This window comes from Prochlorococcus marinus CUG1433 (assembly GCA_017644425.1).
Classification (GTDB): domain Bacteria; phylum Cyanobacteriota; class Cyanobacteriia; order PCC-6307; family Cyanobiaceae; genus Prochlorococcus_A; species Prochlorococcus_A marinus_U.
This window is the reverse complement of record JAEPLN010000001.1, coordinates 633435-653196: the sequence shown is the minus strand read 5'-3', so window position 1 is coordinate 653196 and position 19762 is coordinate 633435. Positions and strand designations below refer to the sequence as shown.

Annotated in this window: 20 protein-coding genes and 2 tRNA genes; 13 read left to right on the top strand and 9 right to left on the bottom strand. The window is 32.1% G+C overall.

What is annotated here, in order from left to right:
• Nucleotides 1-74 precede the first annotated feature (74 nt).
• Nucleotides 75-148: transfer RNA gene (locus tag JJ842_03875), tRNA-Arg, on the bottom strand.
• Nucleotides 149-234: 86 nt separating this feature from the next.
• Between JJ842_03875 and JJ842_03870 the strand changes: the two genes are divergently transcribed.
• A complete protein-coding gene (locus JJ842_03870; protein ID MBO6971047.1) occupies nucleotides 235-486 on the top strand; it encodes a hypothetical protein in 252 nt (83 codons plus the stop codon).
• Nucleotides 487-497: 11 nt separating this feature from the next.
• Complete coding sequence (locus JJ842_03865; GenBank protein MBO6971046.1) at nucleotides 498-788, top strand: DUF3181 family protein; 291 nt, start codon at nucleotides 498-500, stop codon at nucleotides 786-788.
• Here JJ842_03865 and murJ read toward each other — a convergent pair.
• Nucleotides 785-2368, bottom strand: a complete 1584-nt coding sequence (gene murJ / locus JJ842_03860; GenBank protein ID MBO6971045.1) for a murein biosynthesis integral membrane protein MurJ — start codon at nucleotides 2366-2368, stop codon at nucleotides 785-787. The genes JJ842_03865 and murJ overlap by 4 nt on opposite strands.
• Before the next feature lie 70 nt (nucleotides 2369-2438).
• On the opposite strand from murJ, the gene sfsA reads away from it, so the two are divergent.
• The 4 genes from sfsA (at nucleotide 2439) to JJ842_03840 (ending at nucleotide 6772) form a co-directional block, all read left to right on the top strand.
• Entirely contained in the window at nucleotides 2439-3179 is a 741-nt protein-coding gene (gene sfsA, locus JJ842_03855) for a DNA/RNA nuclease SfsA (protein ID MBO6971044.1), read from the top strand.
• Between the two features lie 180 nt (nucleotides 3180-3359).
• Nucleotides 3360-4820 (top strand): ammonium transporter, encoded by a 1461-nt coding sequence (gene amt, locus JJ842_03850; protein MBO6971043.1) that lies wholly within the window; start codon nucleotides 3360-3362, stop codon nucleotides 4818-4820.
• An 89-nt stretch (nucleotides 4821-4909) separates the two neighbouring features.
• On the top strand, nucleotides 4910-6106 hold the full coding sequence (locus JJ842_03845) for a 4-hydroxy-3-methylbut-2-enyl diphosphate reductase (protein ID MBO6971042.1): 1197 nt from the start codon (nucleotides 4910-4912) through the stop codon (nucleotides 6104-6106).
• Between the two features lie 105 nt (nucleotides 6107-6211).
• A complete protein-coding gene (locus JJ842_03840; protein ID MBO6971041.1) occupies nucleotides 6212-6772 on the top strand; it encodes a DoxX family protein in 561 nt (186 codons plus the stop codon).
• A 1-nt stretch (nucleotide 6773) separates the two neighbouring features.
• On the opposite strand, the gene purH is transcribed toward JJ842_03840, so the two are convergent.
• Nucleotides 6774-8327, bottom strand: coding sequence for a bifunctional phosphoribosylaminoimidazolecarboxamide formyltransferase/IMP cyclohydrolase (purH, locus tag JJ842_03835; protein MBO6971040.1), 1554 nt, complete (start codon nucleotides 8325-8327; stop codon nucleotides 6774-6776).
• A gap of 33 nt (nucleotides 8328-8360) precedes the next feature.
• Here purH and JJ842_03830 point away from each other — a divergent pair, with 33 nt between their 5' ends.
• A complete protein-coding gene (locus tag JJ842_03830; GenBank protein MBO6971039.1) occupies nucleotides 8361-8978 on the top strand; it encodes an esterase in 618 nt (205 codons plus the stop codon).
• Here JJ842_03830 and JJ842_03825 read toward each other — a convergent pair.
• On the bottom strand, nucleotides 8975-9343 hold the full coding sequence (locus JJ842_03825; GenBank protein ID MBO6971038.1) for a DUF3155 domain-containing protein: 369 nt from the start codon (nucleotides 9341-9343) through the stop codon (nucleotides 8975-8977). The genes JJ842_03830 and JJ842_03825 overlap by 4 nt on opposite strands.
• A 247-nt stretch (nucleotides 9344-9590) precedes the next feature.
• On the opposite strand from JJ842_03825, the gene JJ842_03820 reads away from it, so the two are divergent.
• Complete coding sequence (locus JJ842_03820; GenBank protein ID MBO6971037.1) at nucleotides 9591-10727, top strand: sensor histidine kinase; 1137 nt, start codon at nucleotides 9591-9593, stop codon at nucleotides 10725-10727.
• Here the strand turns inward: JJ842_03820 and JJ842_03815 are convergent.
• Nucleotides 10705-11445 carry an adenosylcobinamide-GDP ribazoletransferase gene (locus JJ842_03815; GenBank protein MBO6971036.1) on the bottom strand — a complete coding sequence of 247 codons (741 nt, stop codon included), beginning with the start codon at nucleotides 11443-11445 and terminating at the stop codon, nucleotides 10705-10707. The genes JJ842_03820 and JJ842_03815 overlap by 23 nt on opposite strands.
• Before the next feature lie 96 nt (nucleotides 11446-11541).
• On the opposite strand from JJ842_03815, the gene tgt reads away from it, so the two are divergent.
• Nucleotides 11542-12660, top strand: coding sequence for a tRNA guanosine(34) transglycosylase Tgt (tgt, locus tag JJ842_03810; GenBank protein ID MBO6971035.1), 1119 nt, complete (start codon nucleotides 11542-11544; stop codon nucleotides 12658-12660).
• Nucleotides 12661-12693: 33 nt separating this feature from the next.
• Complete coding sequence (locus tag JJ842_03805; protein ID MBO6971034.1) at nucleotides 12694-12834, top strand: photosystem II reaction center protein K; 141 nt, start codon at nucleotides 12694-12696, stop codon at nucleotides 12832-12834.
• Nucleotides 12835-12859: 25 nt separating this feature from the next.
• On the opposite strand, the gene JJ842_03800 is transcribed toward JJ842_03805, so the two are convergent.
• The 3 genes from JJ842_03800 to JJ842_03790 form a co-directional block, all read right to left on the bottom strand.
• A complete protein-coding gene (locus JJ842_03800; GenBank protein MBO6971033.1) occupies nucleotides 12860-13864 on the bottom strand; it encodes a Gfo/Idh/MocA family oxidoreductase in 1005 nt (334 codons plus the stop codon).
• 50 nt (nucleotides 13865-13914) lie between these two features.
• A complete protein-coding gene (locus JJ842_03795; protein MBO6971032.1) occupies nucleotides 13915-15183 on the bottom strand; it encodes an HlyC/CorC family transporter in 1269 nt (422 codons plus the stop codon).
• An 18-nt stretch (nucleotides 15184-15201) separates the two neighbouring features.
• Nucleotides 15202-15274: transfer RNA gene (locus tag JJ842_03790), tRNA-Ile, on the bottom strand.
• Nucleotides 15275-15414: 140 nt separating this feature from the next.
• Between JJ842_03790 and pyrE the strand changes: the two genes are divergently transcribed.
• Nucleotides 15415-15975 carry an orotate phosphoribosyltransferase gene (pyrE, locus tag JJ842_03785; GenBank protein MBO6971031.1) on the top strand — a complete coding sequence of 187 codons (561 nt, stop codon included), beginning with the start codon at nucleotides 15415-15417 and terminating at the stop codon, nucleotides 15973-15975.
• 9 nt (nucleotides 15976-15984) lie between these two features.
• A complete protein-coding gene (locus tag JJ842_03780; protein ID MBO6971030.1) occupies nucleotides 15985-16821 on the top strand; it encodes a folate-binding protein YgfZ in 837 nt (278 codons plus the stop codon).
• On the opposite strand, the gene JJ842_03775 is transcribed toward JJ842_03780, so the two are convergent.
• Nucleotides 16816-18225: a TM0106 family RecB-like putative nuclease gene (locus JJ842_03775; protein MBO6971029.1), complete on the bottom strand. Its 1410-nt coding sequence runs from the start codon at nucleotides 18223-18225 to the stop codon at nucleotides 16816-16818. The two genes, JJ842_03780 and JJ842_03775, sit on opposite strands and share 6 nt — an antisense overlap.
• Nucleotides 18226-18305: 80 nt before the next feature.
• Between JJ842_03775 and JJ842_03770 the strand changes: the two genes are divergently transcribed.
• Nucleotides 18306-19760, top strand: coding sequence for a phosphoglucomutase/phosphomannomutase family protein (locus JJ842_03770; GenBank protein MBO6971028.1), 1455 nt, complete (start codon nucleotides 18306-18308; stop codon nucleotides 19758-19760).
• Nucleotides 19761-19762: the final 2 nt, after the last annotated feature.

The window sequence follows — 19762 nt, the reverse complement described above, 5'->3', positions numbered from 1 at the left end:
TAATTAATGTGTAATGCCTTCAATATAGACGATATTTTTAGAAAAATATAAAAAGAATATTTCATAACTTTAAACGCGCCTGGAGAGATTCGAACTCCCGACACCCTGATCCGTAGTCAGGTGCTCTAATCCACTGAGCTACAGGCGCATAATTATGTAATATCTCTGTTTCAGGTCCTCTTAGTCAACTAGATTTCGGGTAAAATATTTATTATTAACAATCTTATTATTGATATGCCTATTAAGTGGTACGGAAATGGTGATTTAGAAGACCCCATCTACAAACATTTTTCTCGAATAGTAAATTTTGTTATTCACTGCATGATATTTACTGCGATTGTGAGTGGTACTTGGCTTTTAAAAGAAATTAAATATGAAATTGCTTTTTTTAATAACATTGCAATATTCTGGTCAGTTATTTTGGCTTCCCATTTGCTTTTTGTAATCATAAAGAAACCTAAAGATACTGCAAAACAATCAACTTAAATCAATTTTTAATGGACTCTCAGATGCGAATAAGTGAACTTGAAAATATTATTTCAGAACAAGTTTTTATAAAAATAGAAAAGTGGAATTTATATCTAGGAGATGCTGGCCTAGCTAGAAATCTTGCTATTGAATGTATCAGTAATAAAGATCAAGGTCCATTAGAGGCTGCAAAAATAAGTTTGAATGCAATAAAAGTAAAAGTTGGAGATGGGGTTAGCAGTATTCCACTTATTAAGTTAATAACTTCTTCACAAATTCAAGAATTAGAGGAGATTTTGGAAAGTTTTTTTGAAAATTAATTAGTGTTTGTATAAACTTTCAATTTATTTACTTTAAAGAATTTAGTAAGTAAAAAATAAATTACAAAAAAAGTAAGAGATCCAAATATTAAAAATAAAAATTCTTCGAGAATTGAATTTGAGTTATTTGCAGTTTTGAGAATAGTAAAACATAGTGTGCTTCCTAAAAATGCTGCTACTAACATGAGGCTAATTTTTCTTAATAAATCCAAGTTAGGCAAATAGATTTTTTCATTTCGCAGATTGAAAGAAAGCAAAATACAAACTATAAAATTAACTATTACTGAAGATAAAATTATTCCTACAACACCAAAATTATATGGTGAAAGATTCCCAAAATTCTTAATTGGCGCTCCGATTAAAAACCAATCAAAAAAAATATTTAATATTATTCCTGCGAATGATGACTTAAAAGGAAAGTTTGTTTTTTCTATTGAATAGTAAGTTCTTACTAATAAATCTCTATAAAGATAAAAAGGTATGCCAAGGGCATAAGCAATTAGTATATTTTTTACTTTTAAAGCTGCTGAGTAATCAAAAGATCCTCTTTGAAAAACTAATTGTACGATTTGATTATTGAATGTTATGAAAAATCCGGTAAGAAAAATAGTTGTCAAAAAACAGTACTCTATCCCAGATATCAATTTTTTTTGGAGACCTCTATTGTCTTTATCATTTCTCAGGTTAGAGAATTTTGGAAGCAGTGGCAAAATTAAAGTGTTAGACAAAATACCTAATGGTGCTTGTATAAGAAAGTTTCCGTACGCAAGTCCCGATGCTGCTCCATTAAAACTTGAAGCGAAAAACATATCGATAAAAACATTTATTTGACTAAGGCCTGATGATATAGATGCTGGAATAATTAGTTTAAAAATCCTCCTTTCCTCATCTTTAAATAAACTGAAGTTTGAACCTAATTTCAAAAGACCTATTTTATTTATTTCCGAAATTTGAACCCCAAACTGAATTAAAGTTCCAGTCAATGTTGCAAAAGCTAGTAACCCTGTATAAGAAAAGAAATTTGAAGATGTATTTTCTTGGTTGAAAATCCAACTAAATAAAATAAAAAAAATTATAGTTAAGCTTGTTATGGCTGGGCTTATACTTGATAAAAAGAATTTTCTTTGGGAATTCAAGGCGCCAAAGCTTAAACCTATAAAGCCAGATAAAGGGATACAAGGGGTAAGTATTCTTAATTGGTAAGAGGCGATAGATTTAGCTTCGTAACTTAAATTGGGGGCTATTAATTTTATTAATAAATTGGAATTAGAGTAAATTAATATGGCTAAAATGATTAATATTATTGAAAGTTTTATGCTGACTTGAGTTAAAACAATCCCTCCATTTTTTTTGTTAAGAGGAGTTAGAACTGCAACTACTGCGTTATGTAAAGGACCATTAATGCCTCCAATTATTATTAGTAAAAAACCAGGAATTATATATGCATAATTAAATGCGTCGTATGTTATCCCAACTCCAAAAGCAGCAGCTATAAATATTTGTCTTATACATCCAGTTAATTTACTAAGACTAGTACCAAATGAAATTGAAAAAACATTATTTTTTAAAAATGAATGCATTTGGCTTTTTCTAAATTTTTCAAGATGTTTAAGTTTCAATTATATTTGATTTTTAACTTACGACATATTTATGAATGATCGGATAATTGAATTTGATCCATTAATTGAAGGGGTTTTAATCAAGAGGTATAAAAGGTTTCTTGCAGATATACAATTAAAGAGTGGAGAGGTAGTAACTGCTCATTGTGCTAATACAGGCCCAATGAAAGGACTTTTGAGGGAGGGAGCAAAAGTAAGAATAAGTGTTTCCCCATCTCCAAAAAGAAAATTACCTTTTACTTGGGAACAAATATGTGTTTTAGATGCAAAAAATGAGGAGGTTTGGGTGGGAATTAATACTTTATTTGCAAATAAGTTAATCAAAAAGGTTATTGAGAAAAATTTCTTAAACCAAATAATAGGAGAAATAGAGACAATTAAATCTGAAGTGGCTTATGGAAAAGATAAAAAAAGCAGAATTGACTTTTTTGTAACTCCAAAATCTTCAAATCCTGATAAACGTAACATTTACATTGAGGTTAAAAATACGACTTGGATAAAAGAAAATGTAGCTCTATTCCCAGATACAGTAACGAAAAGAGGCCAAAAACACCTCATGGAATTAAAGGAATTAATTCCTGAAAGTAAAAGTGTTTTAGTACTCTGCATTACAAGAAAAGACGCTTGTTTTTTTGCCCCTGGAGATGAAGCAGACCCCTTATACGGCAGTCTTTTTAGAGAATCTATAAGTGCAGGAATGATAACGATTCCATGTTCCTTTGAATTTCATAAAGACCACGTATCATGGAATGGAATTAAACCTTTAAAATAGCCGAAAAACTTGATATTTTGAAATCCAAAAAAAATAATTTTTAAATCTAACAAATAATTTTTTAGGGTGCAACTATAAAAATGGTATAAACAACTACTAGACACGGATAAGTTTTTTGAATAAATTTAAATTTGAAAGGAAACAGCACAAACTGTTTTTTTGCAGATCTAATTTTTTTTTATGACCACTGCTTTGCAAACGCCTCAAAGGCGCTCTAGGTCCAAACTTCAAGATGCGAGTCTTGTAAATGGGCCTATGCTCCTTTTGAGGAGTATTCGAGGATTTAGTTCAAACCGCTCAATGTTGTGGCTTGCAACTGTCCCCTTAGCTTTGTTTGGTTTAGGTATTTTTAATCTTTCAGCTCACGCAGCTGATTTACCTGAGTTGAATGCAGCTTTTCTTGCTAACAATTTATGGCTTTTGATCGCTACTATTCTAGTGATCTTTATGAACGCTGGTTTCGCTATGGTTGAGGCAGGTATGTGCCGTTCTAAGAACGCTGTTAACATTCTTGCTAAAAACCTCTTTGTATTTGCTCTAGCTGTAACTTCTTATTGGTTTATCGGCTATTCATTAATGTACGGAGGAAGTGTTGCTGACGGTTGGCTTTATTTTGGTGGCTTATTTTTTGATCCAACAGTTACTGCAGATATGGTAACTGATGCTGGATTAGTCCCAACTGTTGATTTCTTGTTCCAGTCTGCTTTCGCAGGAACTGCGGCAACTATCGTTTCCGGTCTTGTTGCTGAAAGAGTTAAATTTGGAGAATTTGTTGTTTTTGCTGTTGTATTAACTGCATTTATATATCCAATTGCTGGTAGCTGGAAATGGAATGGTGGTTGGCTTGATTCATTAGGTTTTGTTGATTTTGCTGGTTCTTCAATTGTTCACTCAGTTGGAGCATGGGCGGGTCTTGTAGGAGCTATGCTTCTAGGGCCAAGAATTGGCAAATACTCTGATGGGAAGCCTCAGGCTATGCCAGGACACAATATGGCTATAGCTACTTTAGGTGCATTAGTTCTATGGATAGGTTGGTACGGATTTAACCCCGGTTCTCAACTTGCTATGGATCAATGGGTTCCATATGTTGCTGTAACAACTACTTTGGCAGCAGCAGCTGGAGCTATTGGTGCAACTATTGTTTCAACATTAACTTCTGGTAAGCCTGATCTTACAATGATTATTAACGGAATCCTTGCTGGTTTGGTTAGTATCACTGCTGGTTGTGGTGATATGACCCTTGCTGGAGCCTGGTTCGCAGGACTAGTAGGAGGAATTATCGTTGTATTTTCTGTTGCAGCACTTGATGCCGCTGAGATCGATGATCCTGTAGGTGCATTCTCTGTTCACGGAGTTTGTGGTGTATGGGGTACTGTAGTTATAGGTCTTTGGGGTACTGCTGTACAAGGAGATGGAGCAGGTATGGGATTGTTCAATGGTGGAGGTATTACCCTTCTTCTAGTTCAAGCTCTTGGTGCCGCTGCTTATGCTATTTGGACACTTGTTACTTGCTGGATTGCTTGGTCTGTAATCGGAGGATTATTCGGTGGAATCCGAGTATCTGAAGAAGAAGAGACTCAAGGTCTAGATATAGGAGAACACGGAATGGAAGCTTATCCAGACTTTGCTTCTGCTAAATAATCTAATCTAATTTAGATTTTAGAAACCTGACTTATGTCAGGTTTCTTTTTTTTTACAAAAAATTTTTAAGAATGTTGTAATATCAAAAGATGGATACTCAAGCTTTTAGAAGATCTCTTCATCATTCTGACAGATATAATAGAAGGGGATTCGATTCTCCAACAAAAAGAGCTCAAGCGCTAGAAGAAGCCTATCAAAGTGATTTGATAAGTTCTATAAGAGATAATGGTTTTTCTTACACTAATGGAAGACTAAATATTAAGTTAGCCCAAGCCTTTGGTTTCTGTTGGGGAGTTGAAAGAGCTGTAGCTATGGCTTATGAGACTAGAAGACATTACCCTAATGAAAATATTTGGATAACAAACGAAATAATTCATAACCCCTCGGTTAATGATCATTTGAGAAAAATGAATGTTAAATTTATTTCAGCTAAGAATGGTATAAAGGACTTTTCGTTAGTTTCTAATGGTGATGTAGTTATACTTCCTGCTTTTGGAGCTACTGTTCAAGAAATGAAACTCCTTCATGAGAAAGGATGTCATATCATAGATACAACTTGCCCATGGGTTTCTAAGGTTTGGCACACTGTCGAGAAACATAAAAAACATGTGTTCACATCCATTATCCATGGGAAATTTAAGCATGAAGAGACTCTCGCCACTAGCTCATTCGCAGGTAAATATTTAGTTGTACTTGACTTAGAAGAAGCGAACTATGTATCTGAATACATTCTGGGGAGAGGGAATAGAAATGAGTTTATGAATAAATTTGCTAAAGCTTGTTCTGATGGATTTGATCCTGATAAAGATTTAGATAGAGTCGGTGTCGCAAACCAGACAACAATGCTTAAAAGCGAGACCGAAGAGATTGGAAAAGTTTTTGAAAGAACCATGTTGAAAAAATTTGGACCAGAAAACTTAAATAGTCACTTTTTAGCTTTTAATACTATTTGCGATGCAACTGAAGAAAGACAAGATGCAATGTTTTCTTTGGTTGATGAAGACCTCGATATTCTTGTTGTTATAGGAGGCTTCAACTCTTCCAATACTACTCATTTACAAGAAATAGCAATTACTAAGAATATTTCTTCTTTTCATATAGATACCCCAGAGAGAATATCAGTTAAAGAAAATTCAATATTACACAAACCACTTGGATCAGATTTAGAACTTAAAAATAATTTTTTACCTAATGGAAATATTAATGTTGGAATTACATCAGGTGCATCTACTCCGGATAAGGTTGTTGCTGACGTTATTGAAAAGTTAATAGATATCGCTTCCTGAATTTATTATTTCATCTATAAACTTTACTTAGTTTTTTTAATTTATTAGTCAGATAATTCCAAAAGATCTACTTTATTAACTAGAATAATGAAAAATTAACGAAGCATGGAAGACAAAGCACAAACTAATCAGGTTCAAACTGCCAGTATGAATAGAACAAAGGCTCCCCAAAAGGTTGAAGTTGTAGTTGCCAATTCATCATCAGGCTCAGAAGTAAATATACTTGGAGAACTATCAATTTTTGTTTTAAGAATAGGTTTTTGTGCTTTGATGATTCATCATGGTTTAGAGAAACTTCAAGATCCCCAAGGTTTTGCTGAGTTTGTAGTTGGTAAGTACTTCCCATTTTTGCCAGGTGATCCTGTCATTTGGACTTTTGGAGCTGCGATTACTCAATTGATATGCCCAGTAGGATTGGCTTTAGGGATTTTTGCGAGGCTTTCTTCTCTTGGTTTATTCTCCACAATGGCATTTGCTGTATATTTTCATCTCCTTGATACTGGACTAGAGGGCTTTCCTCTAGCAGTGGTTGAAGGTCATAATTATGCTTTTGAATTGTCTTTTATATATGGAGCTATTTCTCTCTACTTTCTATGTGCAGGTCCAGGCAGACTTTCATTATTTAGAAAAACTAACAAGATTACATATTACCCAAAATCAACTTAACTTAATGTAAGAAATGCCTTTTTTGCGTAAAAATCATTGAGATCCCCTTCGAGTTGCACATATCAATACTTTCTTGGTCTCTTAGACTTCCTCCTGGTTGGATAATTGCTTTTATACCGTATTCATTTGCAAGTTCTACAGTATCTGAAAATGGGAAAAACCCATCACTGGCTAAGACGGCATTGGTACATAATTTCCCAGCTTCTTTTAATGCTATTTTTGCTGCTCCAACTCTATTCATTTGTCCAGCTCCAATGCCAATAGTTGTTTGATCTTTTGCAATTACAATTGCATTTGATTTTACGTGTTTACAAATTTTCCATGCAAAATCCAGATCTTTGTTTATTTGATTACTTGGATTTTCTTTAGTTACTGAAATCCAACTTTCAGTTTTATCTTCAATATTATCAGTGTCTTGAACTAGTAATCCTCCCATAATTGACTTAGTTAAAGTTTGCTTCTTTTTTGCAAGGTGACCTTTTGATAACTTTAAAACTCTTAAATTCTTTTTGACTTTTAAAATTTCTAAAGCTTCCTCATCAAAAGATGGAGCCAAAACACATTCTAAAAAAATGTCTTTGAGGTTAATTGCGGTCTCACTATCCACATTTGAATTAAAAGCAACAATTCCTCCAAATGCACTAACTGAATCGCATGCCAAAGCGTTCAAAAATGCTTGAGAGGCTGAATTACTTATAGAGGCACCACAAGGATTATTGTGTTTTAGAATAACAGAAGCAAACGTATCGGCTCTTTGTGCATCTTTTTCTGCGAAGCCAAATTCTAAAACTGTTGAAAGCGCTGAATCAAGATCTAATAGATTATTATAACTTAACTCTTTGCCTTGCAATTGTTCTGCGGCGTTCCATCCAATGTTATTTAAACCATACCAATAACCCTTTTGATGAGGATTTTCCCCATATCTTAAAGTTTTGATTAATGGATAGGATTGAATATATTTGGAAGATTGTAAATCTCTTTCTTTTCTTATCCAATTAGATATTGCAGTATCATAATCCGCGGTATGTTGAAAAGCTTCAAGGGCTAATTTGACCTTATATGACTCCTTTAATTCACCTTTTTTAATTTCTTCAAGAAAATTTTGATACTGACTAGGATCCACTAAAACGCTAACTTCTTTATGATTTTTAGCTGCAGAACGAATCATTGATGGCCCTCCGATATCGATATTTTCGATAGCGTCTTCCCATTTTGATCCCTGTTCTACAGTTTTCTTGAAAGGATATAAATTGACCACTACTAGATCAATCAACTCAAGATCATTGGCTTCTACGTCTTTTTTATGCTTCGCATCAGTTCTTTTGGCTAATATTCCTCCATGTATTTTTGGATGTAAAGTTTTAACTCTTCCTCCAAGGATTTCTGGAGAATTAGTAAAATCTGCAACTTTAATAACTGGAATTTTTGCCTCCATTAGATATTTGGCAGTTCCTCCACTTGATAGAATTTTATAATTAAATTGTTCAACTAATTCCGTGCAAAAAGGGATTATATTTTTTTTATCAGAGACACTTACGAGAGCTAATGGTGACATTATGGAAAAGTTTATTTACTTAAGAATATAAACATGAAATACGATATCAATCATGAATTTGTTTCGATTAGCTCTCAAACTGCAACTCATAGAATTATTTTGATGCATGGTTGGGGAGCTGATTCAGATGACCTTTTAATATTTGGAAAGGAGATAACAGCAAAAATACATCTTGATTTTGAGCTAATTTCTTTGAGAGCTCCTAGATTACATCCAAGTGGTCAGGGAAGACAGTGGTATGGATTATATCCTCATGATTGGGATGGAGCTGAGGTTGAAGTTAATAATCTTTTAGGTACATTAAAAAAATTGGATACTGATCAGATTCCACTCAGAAAAACTATTTTGTTAGGTTTTTCCCAGGGTGCGGCAATGGCAATTGATGCAGGAGTTAAACTAAATTTTGGATTAATAGTTGCTTGTAGTGGTTATCCTCATCCAAATTGGTCCCCAGGAGAAAAATGCCCCCCATTGATTATTAGTCATGGTTTATTCGATGATGTGGTACCCATAGATGCATCTAGGGTTATTTATAAAAAGGTAAAAAGTAAAACTTCTAAATTTTGTAAATTAATAGAATTTGAAGGATTTCATCAAATTGATCCAAATTTAATTAATTTTATAAGTTCCAATATAGGTAATATTTTTTAAACGAAAGCATATTCGTATTCTTCAATCTCTTCCCAATCATCTGCACTAAGTTCTAGACCTTCGAATATTTTTTCTTCACCAATACCTTCAACTACAACTTTTAGTGATGGAAATAAGAAGTGGTTTTCCTCAGCATATTGAGCGCTGAATAAACCTTTTTCACCCCAAAAAAATCTATCCGTAGTATGTTCATTTCTTCGAACATTGAAGACTGAAGGGGCAGATAAAGCATTTTCAGCTATAAATCTTCTTGCTGCTGTAACTGGTTTATGTTTGCCAGTTTCGATATGATAGATAGGTACATGTGCCATTACTCTTTGACCAGCCAACCTTCTTCTGCTGATTCTTTTCCTTTTTTTTGACATTGATTGGTACTCCTGAAATTATTAGTGAGATTAGTCTTGATTATTTTTACTAATCCTATATATGTGATGTTGAATTCACTTTAATTACATAGAGGACCCATCAACCTCTGATGTAGCTTAAAATATGATCAGATGTTCATATTGAAGGCTGGCATAAGTCAGACCTCCTTATATCTTAATACTTTTTTCAGATTTTACAAGCTTTTTTTCAGATTTTTGTCTAAAAATTATCCAAATTTCATTACTTATGATTCTCTCTAAAAAATTTGAAGAATTAATAATAAAACAATTAGAGAGTTTTGGCCCCTCTATGGGAGTGACTCACTTAGTTATGTATCTCGCTACAGCTAAGCAAGGATCTAAAGCGACTTTTGAAATGATTGGTCAATGGCCAAAACTTGATAGACTTTTAATATCTATAGAAGATGATCCTGCAGTAAAAGTTTCTTCTCCAAACAGAAGGTGGTATCCTCTTCAAGAAAACGATATTTTACTTGGAGTTCTTAGGGTAGAAACTGATTTTGAGGGTGGGAATTGGCCAATATCTCTAGATTCTAGATTAAAAGCGCTTTCAATATCTTTAGCTAATTGCGTTTCAATCGAATTAGAACGCCAAAATAAAAATGACGAAATCAATTATTTAAAAAACCAAGTTAATGTTGTAATCCATCAACTAAGGAATCCATTGGCTGCACTTAGAACATATGCAAAATTACTTATAAAAAGACTTGGTTCAGATGATGATTCTATTGAGATAGTTGAACACATGATGATAGAGCAAAAACAAATTAATCAGTATATGGAATCTTTTGAGCAATTAAATAAACCTATCCAACTCCCTTTAGAAATAGGAGAAGAAAGATTATTGTTGCCTCCAAATTTGGATGATAAAAAGGTGATAACTGTTCAGAGTTTATTGAGGCCGATTTTAGAAAGAGGTGAAGCTAATGCGAAATTAGAAAATAGAGATTGGACAGAACCTTCTCTTTGGCTAGATTGGACGTTGTCACCTGTAAAGGCAAAATATGTTGTAATTGCAGAGATTGTTGCCAATTTGTTAGAAAATGCTTTTAAATATGCTCAAAAAGACGCTGAGATTGGAATCGCAATAACGAGTAAAGGTCTTTGCATATTTGATGATGGAAAAAAAATATCAAAAAATGAAACAGAGAAGATTTTTCAAAAAGGTTTTAGAGGAAGTGCTTCTAAAAAAAAGGATGGCACTGGGGTAGGACTTTTTTTGGCGAGGAAACTAGCACAACAAATTGGGGGAGACTTAAAGTTGCTTGAAAGGTCCTCAATAAATGATGTTGAGGAATTAAAAAATCTTAAGAAGAAAAATATGTTCTATTTGGAACTTCCTACAAAAGAATTGCGTGCATAAATAACATTGCAGTTTCGACTAATACAATACTCGCGCCGCACGCATCTCCATTGAAGCCACCAATATTATTACCCAGCATTTTTGGGATAGAATAACTTAAAAAAATACCAATCAAAATAAGAAACAAAAATTTAATAAACATCGCTTGGGATGTAATTGAAACTATTTGATATGCAATGAAAATTGCAAGAAAAATTATGGAAATCAAAGATTCTTTTTTAAATCCATTCCAAAACTTTTTATGACTTATAGATTTTTTTTTGTAACTAACATATTTAAACTTTTCTATAAAAAATAAATTTGAAAATCTTCCCCAAAATAAGCATATTGGCAAAACAATAATTATTTGGGTTTGAATTTTGAGTATGCAAGCAATCTGAATCAAAGTTATAAAAACCAAAGATTGAACCCCAAAGGATCCTACTTTACTATCTTTCATAGCTTTTAAACGTTTTTTTTTGCCCGCAAAAATACCATCGAAAGTATCCATTAAACCGTCGAAGTGTAGTCCTCCAGTAATTAAATATCCTGAAGCTAAACAAATTAATGCAGATGTGTAAATGGACCAAGAGTTTGCTCTTAAAAAAATAAAAATATAACTCTGTATTGTTCCAATTAAAAATCCTAAAGGGGGTGCAAATTGTGCAATATTTTTAAATTCGGGATTAATAAAAGGTATCTTTGGAAAGGTCGTATAGAAAATCCAAGAACCTGCCAAATTTTTTATTAAATATTTTTTGATGAGATAAAAATAGATTCAATATTAAATAATAGAGTAGATTAATAAAACTATCAAAAAATTTTATAATTTATCGTGTTTGAATTTGAAATTACATCGAATTGCAGTAAGACAGAGGCAAGGACAGGTATTTTTTATACTCCAAATGGTCAGGTAAATACCCCACGATTTATGCCAGTCGGTACTTTGGCTACAGTTAAAGGAATTTCATCTAAGCAGTTAAGCTCTACAGGATCAGAAATGATTCTCTCAAATACCTTCCATCTTCATCTACAACCTGGAGAAAAATTGGTTAAAGAATCTGGTGGAATACATAAGTTCATGAATTGGCCTAAGCCTATTCTTACTGATTCAGGAGGATATCAAGTTTTTAGTTTGGCCAAATTAAATAATATTTCTGATGAAGGTGTGGAATTTAAAAATCCAAGAGATGGTAGTCATGTTTTTTTATCACCTAAAAAGGTAATGCAGATTCAAATGGATCTTGGCTCGGATGTTGCTATGGCTTTTGATCATTGCCCTCCACACACAGCTAACGAAAACGATATTGAGGACTCTTTGCAAAGAACTCATGCATGGTTAAAAAAATGTGTTGAAACTCATCAGAAATCAAATCAAGCGTTGTTCGGAATAGTTCAAGGTGGTAAGTATCCTAAATTAAGAGAATATAGTGCAGAATTCACAAGTTCATTTGATCTCCCCGGAATAGCGGTAGGAGGCGTCAGTGTTGGCGAAGCAGTCGAAGAAATACATAGTGTAATAAATTACATTCCGAAATTCTTACCAATAAATAAACCGAGATATTTAATGGGAATTGGTTCTTTAAGAGAAATTTCTTTAGCTGTTGCAAAAGGATTCGATATTTTTGACTGTGTTTTACCTACAAGACTAGGAAGACATGGGACTGCATTTTTTAATGATGAAAGATTGAATTTAAGAAATGCGAGATTTAAAAATGACTTTAATCCGATTGACAAAACTTGTAAATGCGAAACCTGTAAGTCCTATTCTCGTGCATATTTGCATCATCTAATCAGAAATGATGAAATATTAGGTCTCACCTTAATAAGCATGCATAATATTGCTCATTTAATAAGATTTACCAATGCTATTTCTAATGCAGTTAAAGATAATTGTTTTACAATTGATTTCGCTCCTTGGAAAACATCCTCTATTGCTCACTATACGTGGTAACGTCTTATCATAATTAATTAAATTATTAAAAAGGTGCTCATTCTATTTAATACATTCGCTGAATTGCCTGAGGCTTACAAAGCTTTTGCTCCAACTGTTGATGTTCTTCCATTAATACCTTTATTTTTCTTTTTATTGGTATTTGTTTGGCAAGCTGCAGTTGGATTTAAATAAAATCTTTTCGTTTAGACAGTTACTCTTAGAAGGGATTTTCTAGTAAAATTGCATCTCCAGAATTTTCTACAGCACTTTCTATAAAATCAGCTATTTTTAAAGCTCTTGAGGCTTGCTCACCATCTACCTCAGGTGTTTCTTTGCCCTGAACGCATTTAAGAAAATGCTCCAATTCAGCATAAAGAGGCTCTATAGAAGTTGTGCTAACTTCCTCTACATATCCATCATTCCTATAAACTAATTCGCCATGCTCTGCTGTGTATGATTCATGAGACTTTCGATGGATTTGAAGCGAGTGGTTTAAGAAATCAGTTTCTACTAGGCCATTTTGGCAGTGAGCACTTAAGCTTCTAATTTTTTTGTGACTCATTTTGCTAGCAGTTAAGCTTGCGATAACATTATTTTTAAAAACTAAAGTTGCATTCACATAATCTATTAATCCTTCGCTATTCCTACCCCCAACAGCTGCTAATTTTTGGATTTTTGAGTTTACAAGCTCTAATACAAGATCAATATCATGAATCATTAAATCCATTACAACCGAAACGTCATTCGCTCTATCTGCATGGGGACTATGCCTTCTTGCTTCTAAAACAACGATTTCTTCATTACGTACTATTTTATTTAATTCTCTAAAAGCAGGATTAAATCTTTCAATATGCCCAACTTGTAATAGACAATTACTTGCATTTGCTGCCTCTATTAAAGATTTTGCTTCTGACTCATTTGCTGCAATTGGTTTTTCAATTAGAACATTGGTACCTTCATTAAGACAATCTAGTCCCACTTCTTTATGAAGTAATGTTGGTACAGCGATACAAATAGCATCAACTTTCGGAATTAAGTCCTTATAATCTCTAAACCATTTACATTGAAATTGCTCAACAGCTAATTTGCCTCTCTCTTCATTTGGATCTGCAACTCCAATGAGGTTTGCATCTTTGAGTAAACTAAGTACTCGAGCATGATGCCATCCCATATTTCCTATCCCTATGACTCCAACCTTTACGGGTGATGAGGTTGGTTGCATAACTTTAAATCCGTATATTAAATATAATTATCCTCTATGGGAAGCCACATTTAGCTTTTAGGAAGTATTATTTTAACACGATCTATTTTCGGACCTGACATAGAAATAACTTCAAATTTAATTTTATTAAAATCTAAAACATCGCCAATTTTTGGAACCATTTGAAATTTTTCCAGCAGAAATCCAGCAAGGGTGTAGTAGTCCGCACCTTCGGGAATCGAGCATCCTAGCTTTTTATTGATATCAATAATTTCTGATTTTCCAGCTATTGACCATTTTTTAGAGAAATTATCTAGCATTTTCATGTCTGAATAAATTCTACTATTGAGCATTTCCTCCCCAACTATTTCTCCATTAAGATCAGCTGCAGTTATGAGACCTTCTGTTCCACCATGTTCATCAACTACGAGTAAAAAAGGATTATATTCTCTGACTATTGGTAATATTTCTGCTAGTGAACTTGTTTCTATTATTTTTGTAACTGGTAAAAGAAAGGGTTCCAATAAAGTATCGGCTTCCATTTCACCTTTTGAAATTGGCTTCGCTAAATAACGCAAATCTAAAACTCCTAATACATCATCTAGAGACTCGTCAATAACAAAGAAACGTGCATGTCGAGTTTTATCTACTTTTTTCATAAGTTCTGAAAAGGTTATATTTTTTGGCAAAGTTACCATTTCAGATCTTGGAATCATTACTTCTTTAACCTGTGTATCTTTTAAAGCAAAAACTCCTTCGAGAATATTTTTTTCATCTGGTTTTAAACCTGTAACATTATCTGTTTCTATAAGTGTTTCTAATTCACTTGCGGATAAACCTGAATTTAAAGAATCCCATTTGTTATTTAAATTAAATAAGCTTAAACATGCACTAGCAAAGAATTCGATTATCGTAATAATGGGTTGCATACCCTTCCTTACAGCATCGAATACGGTGGTTAGTCTTAACGCAGCAGATTCAGGATTGTTAATTACTAGGGCTTTAGGAATTAGTCCAGAGACAAGAGTAACTACTAAAACAACAAACAAAAAAAACAGAAGATCATAAAATCTATTTTGCAAAATATTTTTTCCCCAATAATCAATTGCAACACTATTACTGAGCCATCCAATTGCAATTAATGAAATTGTTACTCCAAATTGAGAAGCAATTAAGGATGATCTGAAACGTTTTTGAATTTTTAGAATTGACAATGCTCCTTTCTTCTTTTCTTCTATTAGTCTTAAAACTTTGCTTGGCCTAATCAATAAAAAAGAGAGTTCGCTTGCCGCGAAAAAAGCTGGGAAAAATAAAATAAATAAAAGTAGAGTTATTTTCATTCAGTAACAAATGAATAATGGGGGTGGCGAGGATCGAACTCGCCTAAGCCAAATTATGAGTTTGGTGCATTCACCAGATTGCTACACCCCCAAGGAATTGATGTAATTTTAATTACATTGAATTTCAATATACAATATAAAAATAATATTTCAAAAAACACCTTATTAGTAAGTTTTTGTGAGATTTCTTTTTTTTCTTCTAATCTTAAAATATAAATTTAAAATTTCCTAATGAGCAATTTTACGGATAAGTATGATTTAAATAAAGCCAGGTTGTTAAAACAATTAACTGAAAAATCTTATAAAAAGGGAGATTTCACTTTAGCTTCTGGCAAAAAGAGCAGTCATTACTTAAATTGTAAACCTGTCTCATTAAATGGAGAGGGTCTAAATTTAATAAGTGAATTATTTTTAGATCTAAAAGACTTAAAGTCAAAAGCAGTAGCAGGAATGACGTTAGGTGCAGATCCTCTTGTCAGTGGAGTAATCGTCAAAGCAGCTTCGCGAGGCCAATACCTTAATGGTTTAATAATCAGGAAAGAAATCAAGAGTTACGGCACTAAGGCTGGAATTGAGGGGCCTCTCTTAGAGAAAGGAACTTTGGTATCTGTTTTAGAGGACGTAGTTACTACTGCTGGTTCAGTGATAAAGGCCATAAAAAAGTTACGTGAAAATAATTATATTGTTGAGGAGGTTTTGTCTATAGTGGATAGACAAGAGGGGGGATTCGAAGCTCTGAATGATGAAAATGTCGAGTTAAAAAGTCTTTTTACAATAAAAGACTTTTTATAATAAATTAATATGCAAGATATTAAAAAAAAGTATTGGATTGAAAAATTTGATTCTTTTTCTGTTTCTGGAAAAGATGCCAGAAAATTCTTGAATGGAATAACAACTGGTAATATTCTAAATTCAGAAGATAAAGTTATTAAAACTTGTTGGTTAACTCCCAATGGGGTTTTGAGATCGTTAATTGAAATTATTTTTTTAGAAAGAAACCTAGAAGTAATTATCTTGGCAGGAAACACAAATGAAATAATTGAGTACTTTAATCAAATTATTTTCCCAGCGGATGATGTACTTTTAAGTGAACCTTTCTTGATAAATAGAATTCAGGAAATCGATGAATCTAATTCATGGAGAGCTTACCAACCTATTTTCTTTAAAACAGAAGATAGTGAATTTGAAACATACAAAAATAAACTAAACATACTGAATTCCAATGAGTTAAAACTTTGGAAGGTTAATCAGGCAATACCCTCTTTAGATATGGAAATAAATGGAAAAAATAATCCTCTTGAGTTGGGATTAAAAGATCTTATAGATTTTAATAAAGGTTGTTATTTGGGACAAGAAACAATGTCAAAAATAAAAAATGTTTCTTCTCTCAAACAAGAAATAAGAGTTTGGCAATCATTAAAATCTAATTTGGATTTAGAAGTTGTAGATAAAAATTTATACACAAATTATGCCAAAGAAAATTCTGTAGGCAAAATCACTAGTGTTTTTAAAGTGAATTCTCAAATAAAAGGCTTAGCAATGATAAAAAGAAAATACTTAAATGAGGGAAGTTATTTTTATTCAGAAATTTTTGGAAAAATTTTTACAAATAAATCTGTAGGATCAATTTTCCTATAATTGATTTCTGATTAAATATTCCGCAATATGTAAAGTAGCTAAACAATCATCTTTGTTATATTGCATAATTTTTTTTAAAAATACTTCATTTTCTGTGATTTGATATTGAATCCACCAGTAAAGGGCTTTTGAGCCGCTAACATTTTTCTGCATCCATTCAAAACCTAGCCAGTTAGAAACCGTTTTTAAGCTATAGTTTTTTAGCGGTAATATCCAAGATTTCCTGATAAGAGTATGTAAGTCTATAAACCTTGAGGTAAGGGAATCAATTTCTTCAAAACTAAGTTTTAAGTTTTTAGCAATATTAACTATTGCTAATTTTTCAGTCTCTCCGTAATGTAAAACTGGCCATTCTTTGTTTGAAAAAAGCATTGTAATAATTTGTCTGCATGATTCTTCTTTATTGTTTTTGAGATTTAAAATTGGTTTATAGATATGATCTTCTTTTTTTGTAAACAAATTATTTATTTTTAAAAACCCATATAGAAAATCATGCTTATCATCTGGATTTGACTCAATATCAAATATATAAAATCCCGAACATGTTTTTTCTTTTAGATCATTATTATTATTATTTTTGAAAATGCGATATGGTTCCCCAGAAATATAAGCTTGTGCTTGCTTCACAAATATGGATGCTTTTTCATACTTTTGATCATTGAATTTAGATAATTTCTCTCCAAGTTTTTTTTCGCTATACGAAGCTAATGTTTGGGTATTAGATATTCCATTTGTTATGAGTAATGATGCCGTTTTGGAACCTATCCCATCTATATCTGTTAGATATCCATTTTCTTTTGCTTCTTTGTCACAAAATTTTTGCCATGAACAGATAGTACATTTTTTTCTATCTTTGGTTATTTCTGGCATAGATCCCTCCAAGCATTCATTCAAACTTAATAAAACATTCAAAACTTTTTTTCTTAATCTTTTATTTAAATAAATTTCTTCAACATTAACTTTTTTATTAAAACTTGAAATTACTAATCCTTTCTCAATTTTAGATTCTTGAAAAGATTCCAACAGCATAGAACTAAAAGCTAAGTCGAATAAATGTTCTTTAGTGGTTTTTTGGCCTAACTTATAAACAGCAGGTAAATATTTATATTGTCCCCATTTACTTTTACCTTTAGTCTTTACAAGTAATTGTGGACGTATCTCTGCGTTAATATCTTGGAAAAGATTCTCTTTTATTTTTAATCCAATTACCCCTTGGGAACCATTTTCACAAGCTTTTAATCCTGTATATATTTCACTATTACATAATTTAGAGAAAATTTGATATTGTTTAACTTTATCTATGGCTTTATGGGTAGACCAAACTTCATAAGATTTTGTACCCTTAAAATCTAGCCATGCCTTTCTTTTGCATCTTGTAAAACTTTTTAAATGAAGAGAATTCAAATTATTTTTAAAGGACGGTTTTAAAATTTACTCATATAAATTAGTATAGATAATTAAAAGAAATCAAGGTTATTTTAAATTTGACAGCTGATAAATTAGATAAGATAAAATTTGGAACTGATGGGTGGAGAGGAATTATTGGATTTGATTTTAATTTATCCAATCTTTCAAGAGTTGTAGTTGCTGCATGTCAGGAGTTGCATTATCAATACTATAAAGAAGTTAATTCAAAGAAAATTATTATTGGATATGATCGTAGATTTATGGCTTGTGAATTTGCCAAGCAAATAGTGCCATTTGTAAGAGGATGTGGTTTTGAACCGATCTTATCTGATAGCTTTGTTCCGACCCCCTCTTGTAGTTTCTATGCTAAAGAAGTCGGTTGTCTTGGAGCATTAGTAATTACAGCAAGTCATAATCCATATAATTGGCTGGGTCTGAAAATAAAGAGCTTTAATGGATGTTCTGTTGACGAATCTTTTACGAGTCAAGTTGAAAAAAGATTAATTCTTGGAAATTCAATTGAAAAAATAGATGGTGTTAATAAATTGGTAGATATTAAGAAATTTCATTTAGATAGAATTAAATCTCTTTTTGATATTGACTTTATTTCTAATAGATTGAAAAAATTGAAATTGAAAATTTTTGTAGATTCTATGCATGGTTCAGCTGCAAATTGTATGGCTGAGATTTTTGCTTCTAATAATTTAGAAATTATTTCAGAAATCAGGAAAGATGCTGATCCTTTTTTTGGAGGAAAACCTCCTGAACCTCTTTTAAATTATGCAGATGATCTAAATCAAATACTAATAAAAAATTCAACAAATGAATTAAAAACTCTAGGAATTATATTTGATGGCGATGGTGATAGAATTGCGGCAATTGATGAAAAAGGAAGATACTCTAGTACTCAAGATTTACTCCCATATTTTATTAGCTATTTGGGCGAAATTAAAAATAATTCTTATCCGGTTTTAAAGACTGTTAGTGGTTCAGATATTATTAAAAATATATCAGAGAGTCAAAATAGAGATGTTTTTGAACTTCCAGTTGGCTTTAAATATATTGCTGAAAAAATGATTAAAGAGAAAATATTTATTGGAGGAGAGGAATCTGGGGGAGTTGGTTTTGGCGACTTTATGCCTGAAAGAGATGCTCTATATGCAGCGATGGTTTTATTAAATGGAATTGCTGAAAAATCTCAATATTTATATGAAACCTTAGATAAAATTCAAGAAGAATTTGGGCCAAGTTTTTATAAAAGAATTGATATTAAATTTCCAAATCAGTCAGAAAAAAATAACGTTAAAGAATTTATCATAGATAATATTCCTGAAAGTATTAACAATCATAAGTTAAAAAGTATCTTAAAGATTGATGGAATAAAGTTGAGAATTGATAAAAATTTTTGGCTTCTTTTTAGGTTTTCAGGAACGGAACCTCTTTTAAGGTTATATTGCGAAGCTCCAAAAGAATCTTATTTAGATGAGTTATTAGAATGGGGTCAAGTATTTATAAATCTGGCAGGAAAATAAGG

Excerpts from the sequence above, each read along its gene's own strand:
- JJ842_03870 (MBO6971047.1), top strand. The coding sequence starts at position 235 with ATGCCTATTAAGTGGTACGGAAATGGTGATTTAGAAGACCCCATCTAC.
- JJ842_03865 (MBO6971046.1), top strand. The coding sequence starts at position 498 with ATGGACTCTCAGATGCGAATAAGTGAACTTGAAAATATTATTTCAGAA.
- murJ (MBO6971045.1), bottom strand. The coding sequence starts at position 2,368 with ATGCATTCATTTTTAAAAAATAATGTTTTTTCAATTTCATTTGGTACT.
- sfsA (MBO6971044.1), top strand. The coding sequence starts at position 2,439 with ATGAATGATCGGATAATTGAATTTGATCCATTAATTGAAGGGGTTTTA.
- amt (MBO6971043.1), top strand. The coding sequence starts at position 3,360 with ATGACCACTGCTTTGCAAACGCCTCAAAGGCGCTCTAGGTCCAAACTT.
- JJ842_03845 (MBO6971042.1), top strand. The coding sequence starts at position 4,910 with ATGGATACTCAAGCTTTTAGAAGATCTCTTCATCATTCTGACAGATAT.
- JJ842_03840 (MBO6971041.1), top strand. The coding sequence starts at position 6,212 with ATGGAAGACAAAGCACAAACTAATCAGGTTCAAACTGCCAGTATGAAT.
- purH (MBO6971040.1), bottom strand. The coding sequence starts at position 8,327 with ATGTCACCATTAGCTCTCGTAAGTGTCTCTGATAAAAAAAATATAATC.
- JJ842_03830 (MBO6971039.1), top strand. The coding sequence starts at position 8,361 with ATGAAATACGATATCAATCATGAATTTGTTTCGATTAGCTCTCAAACT.
- JJ842_03825 (MBO6971038.1), bottom strand. The coding sequence starts at position 9,343 with ATGTCAAAAAAAAGGAAAAGAATCAGCAGAAGAAGGTTGGCTGGTCAA.
- JJ842_03820 (MBO6971037.1), top strand. The coding sequence starts at position 9,591 with ATGATTCTCTCTAAAAAATTTGAAGAATTAATAATAAAACAATTAGAG.
- JJ842_03800 (MBO6971033.1), bottom strand. The coding sequence starts at position 13,864 with ATGCAACCAACCTCATCACCCGTAAAGGTTGGAGTCATAGGGATAGGA.
- JJ842_03795 (MBO6971032.1), bottom strand. The coding sequence starts at position 15,183 with ATGAAAATAACTCTACTTTTATTTATTTTATTTTTCCCAGCTTTTTTC.
- pyrE (MBO6971031.1), top strand. The coding sequence starts at position 15,415 with ATGAGCAATTTTACGGATAAGTATGATTTAAATAAAGCCAGGTTGTTA.
- JJ842_03780 (MBO6971030.1), top strand. The coding sequence starts at position 15,985 with ATGCAAGATATTAAAAAAAAGTATTGGATTGAAAAATTTGATTCTTTT.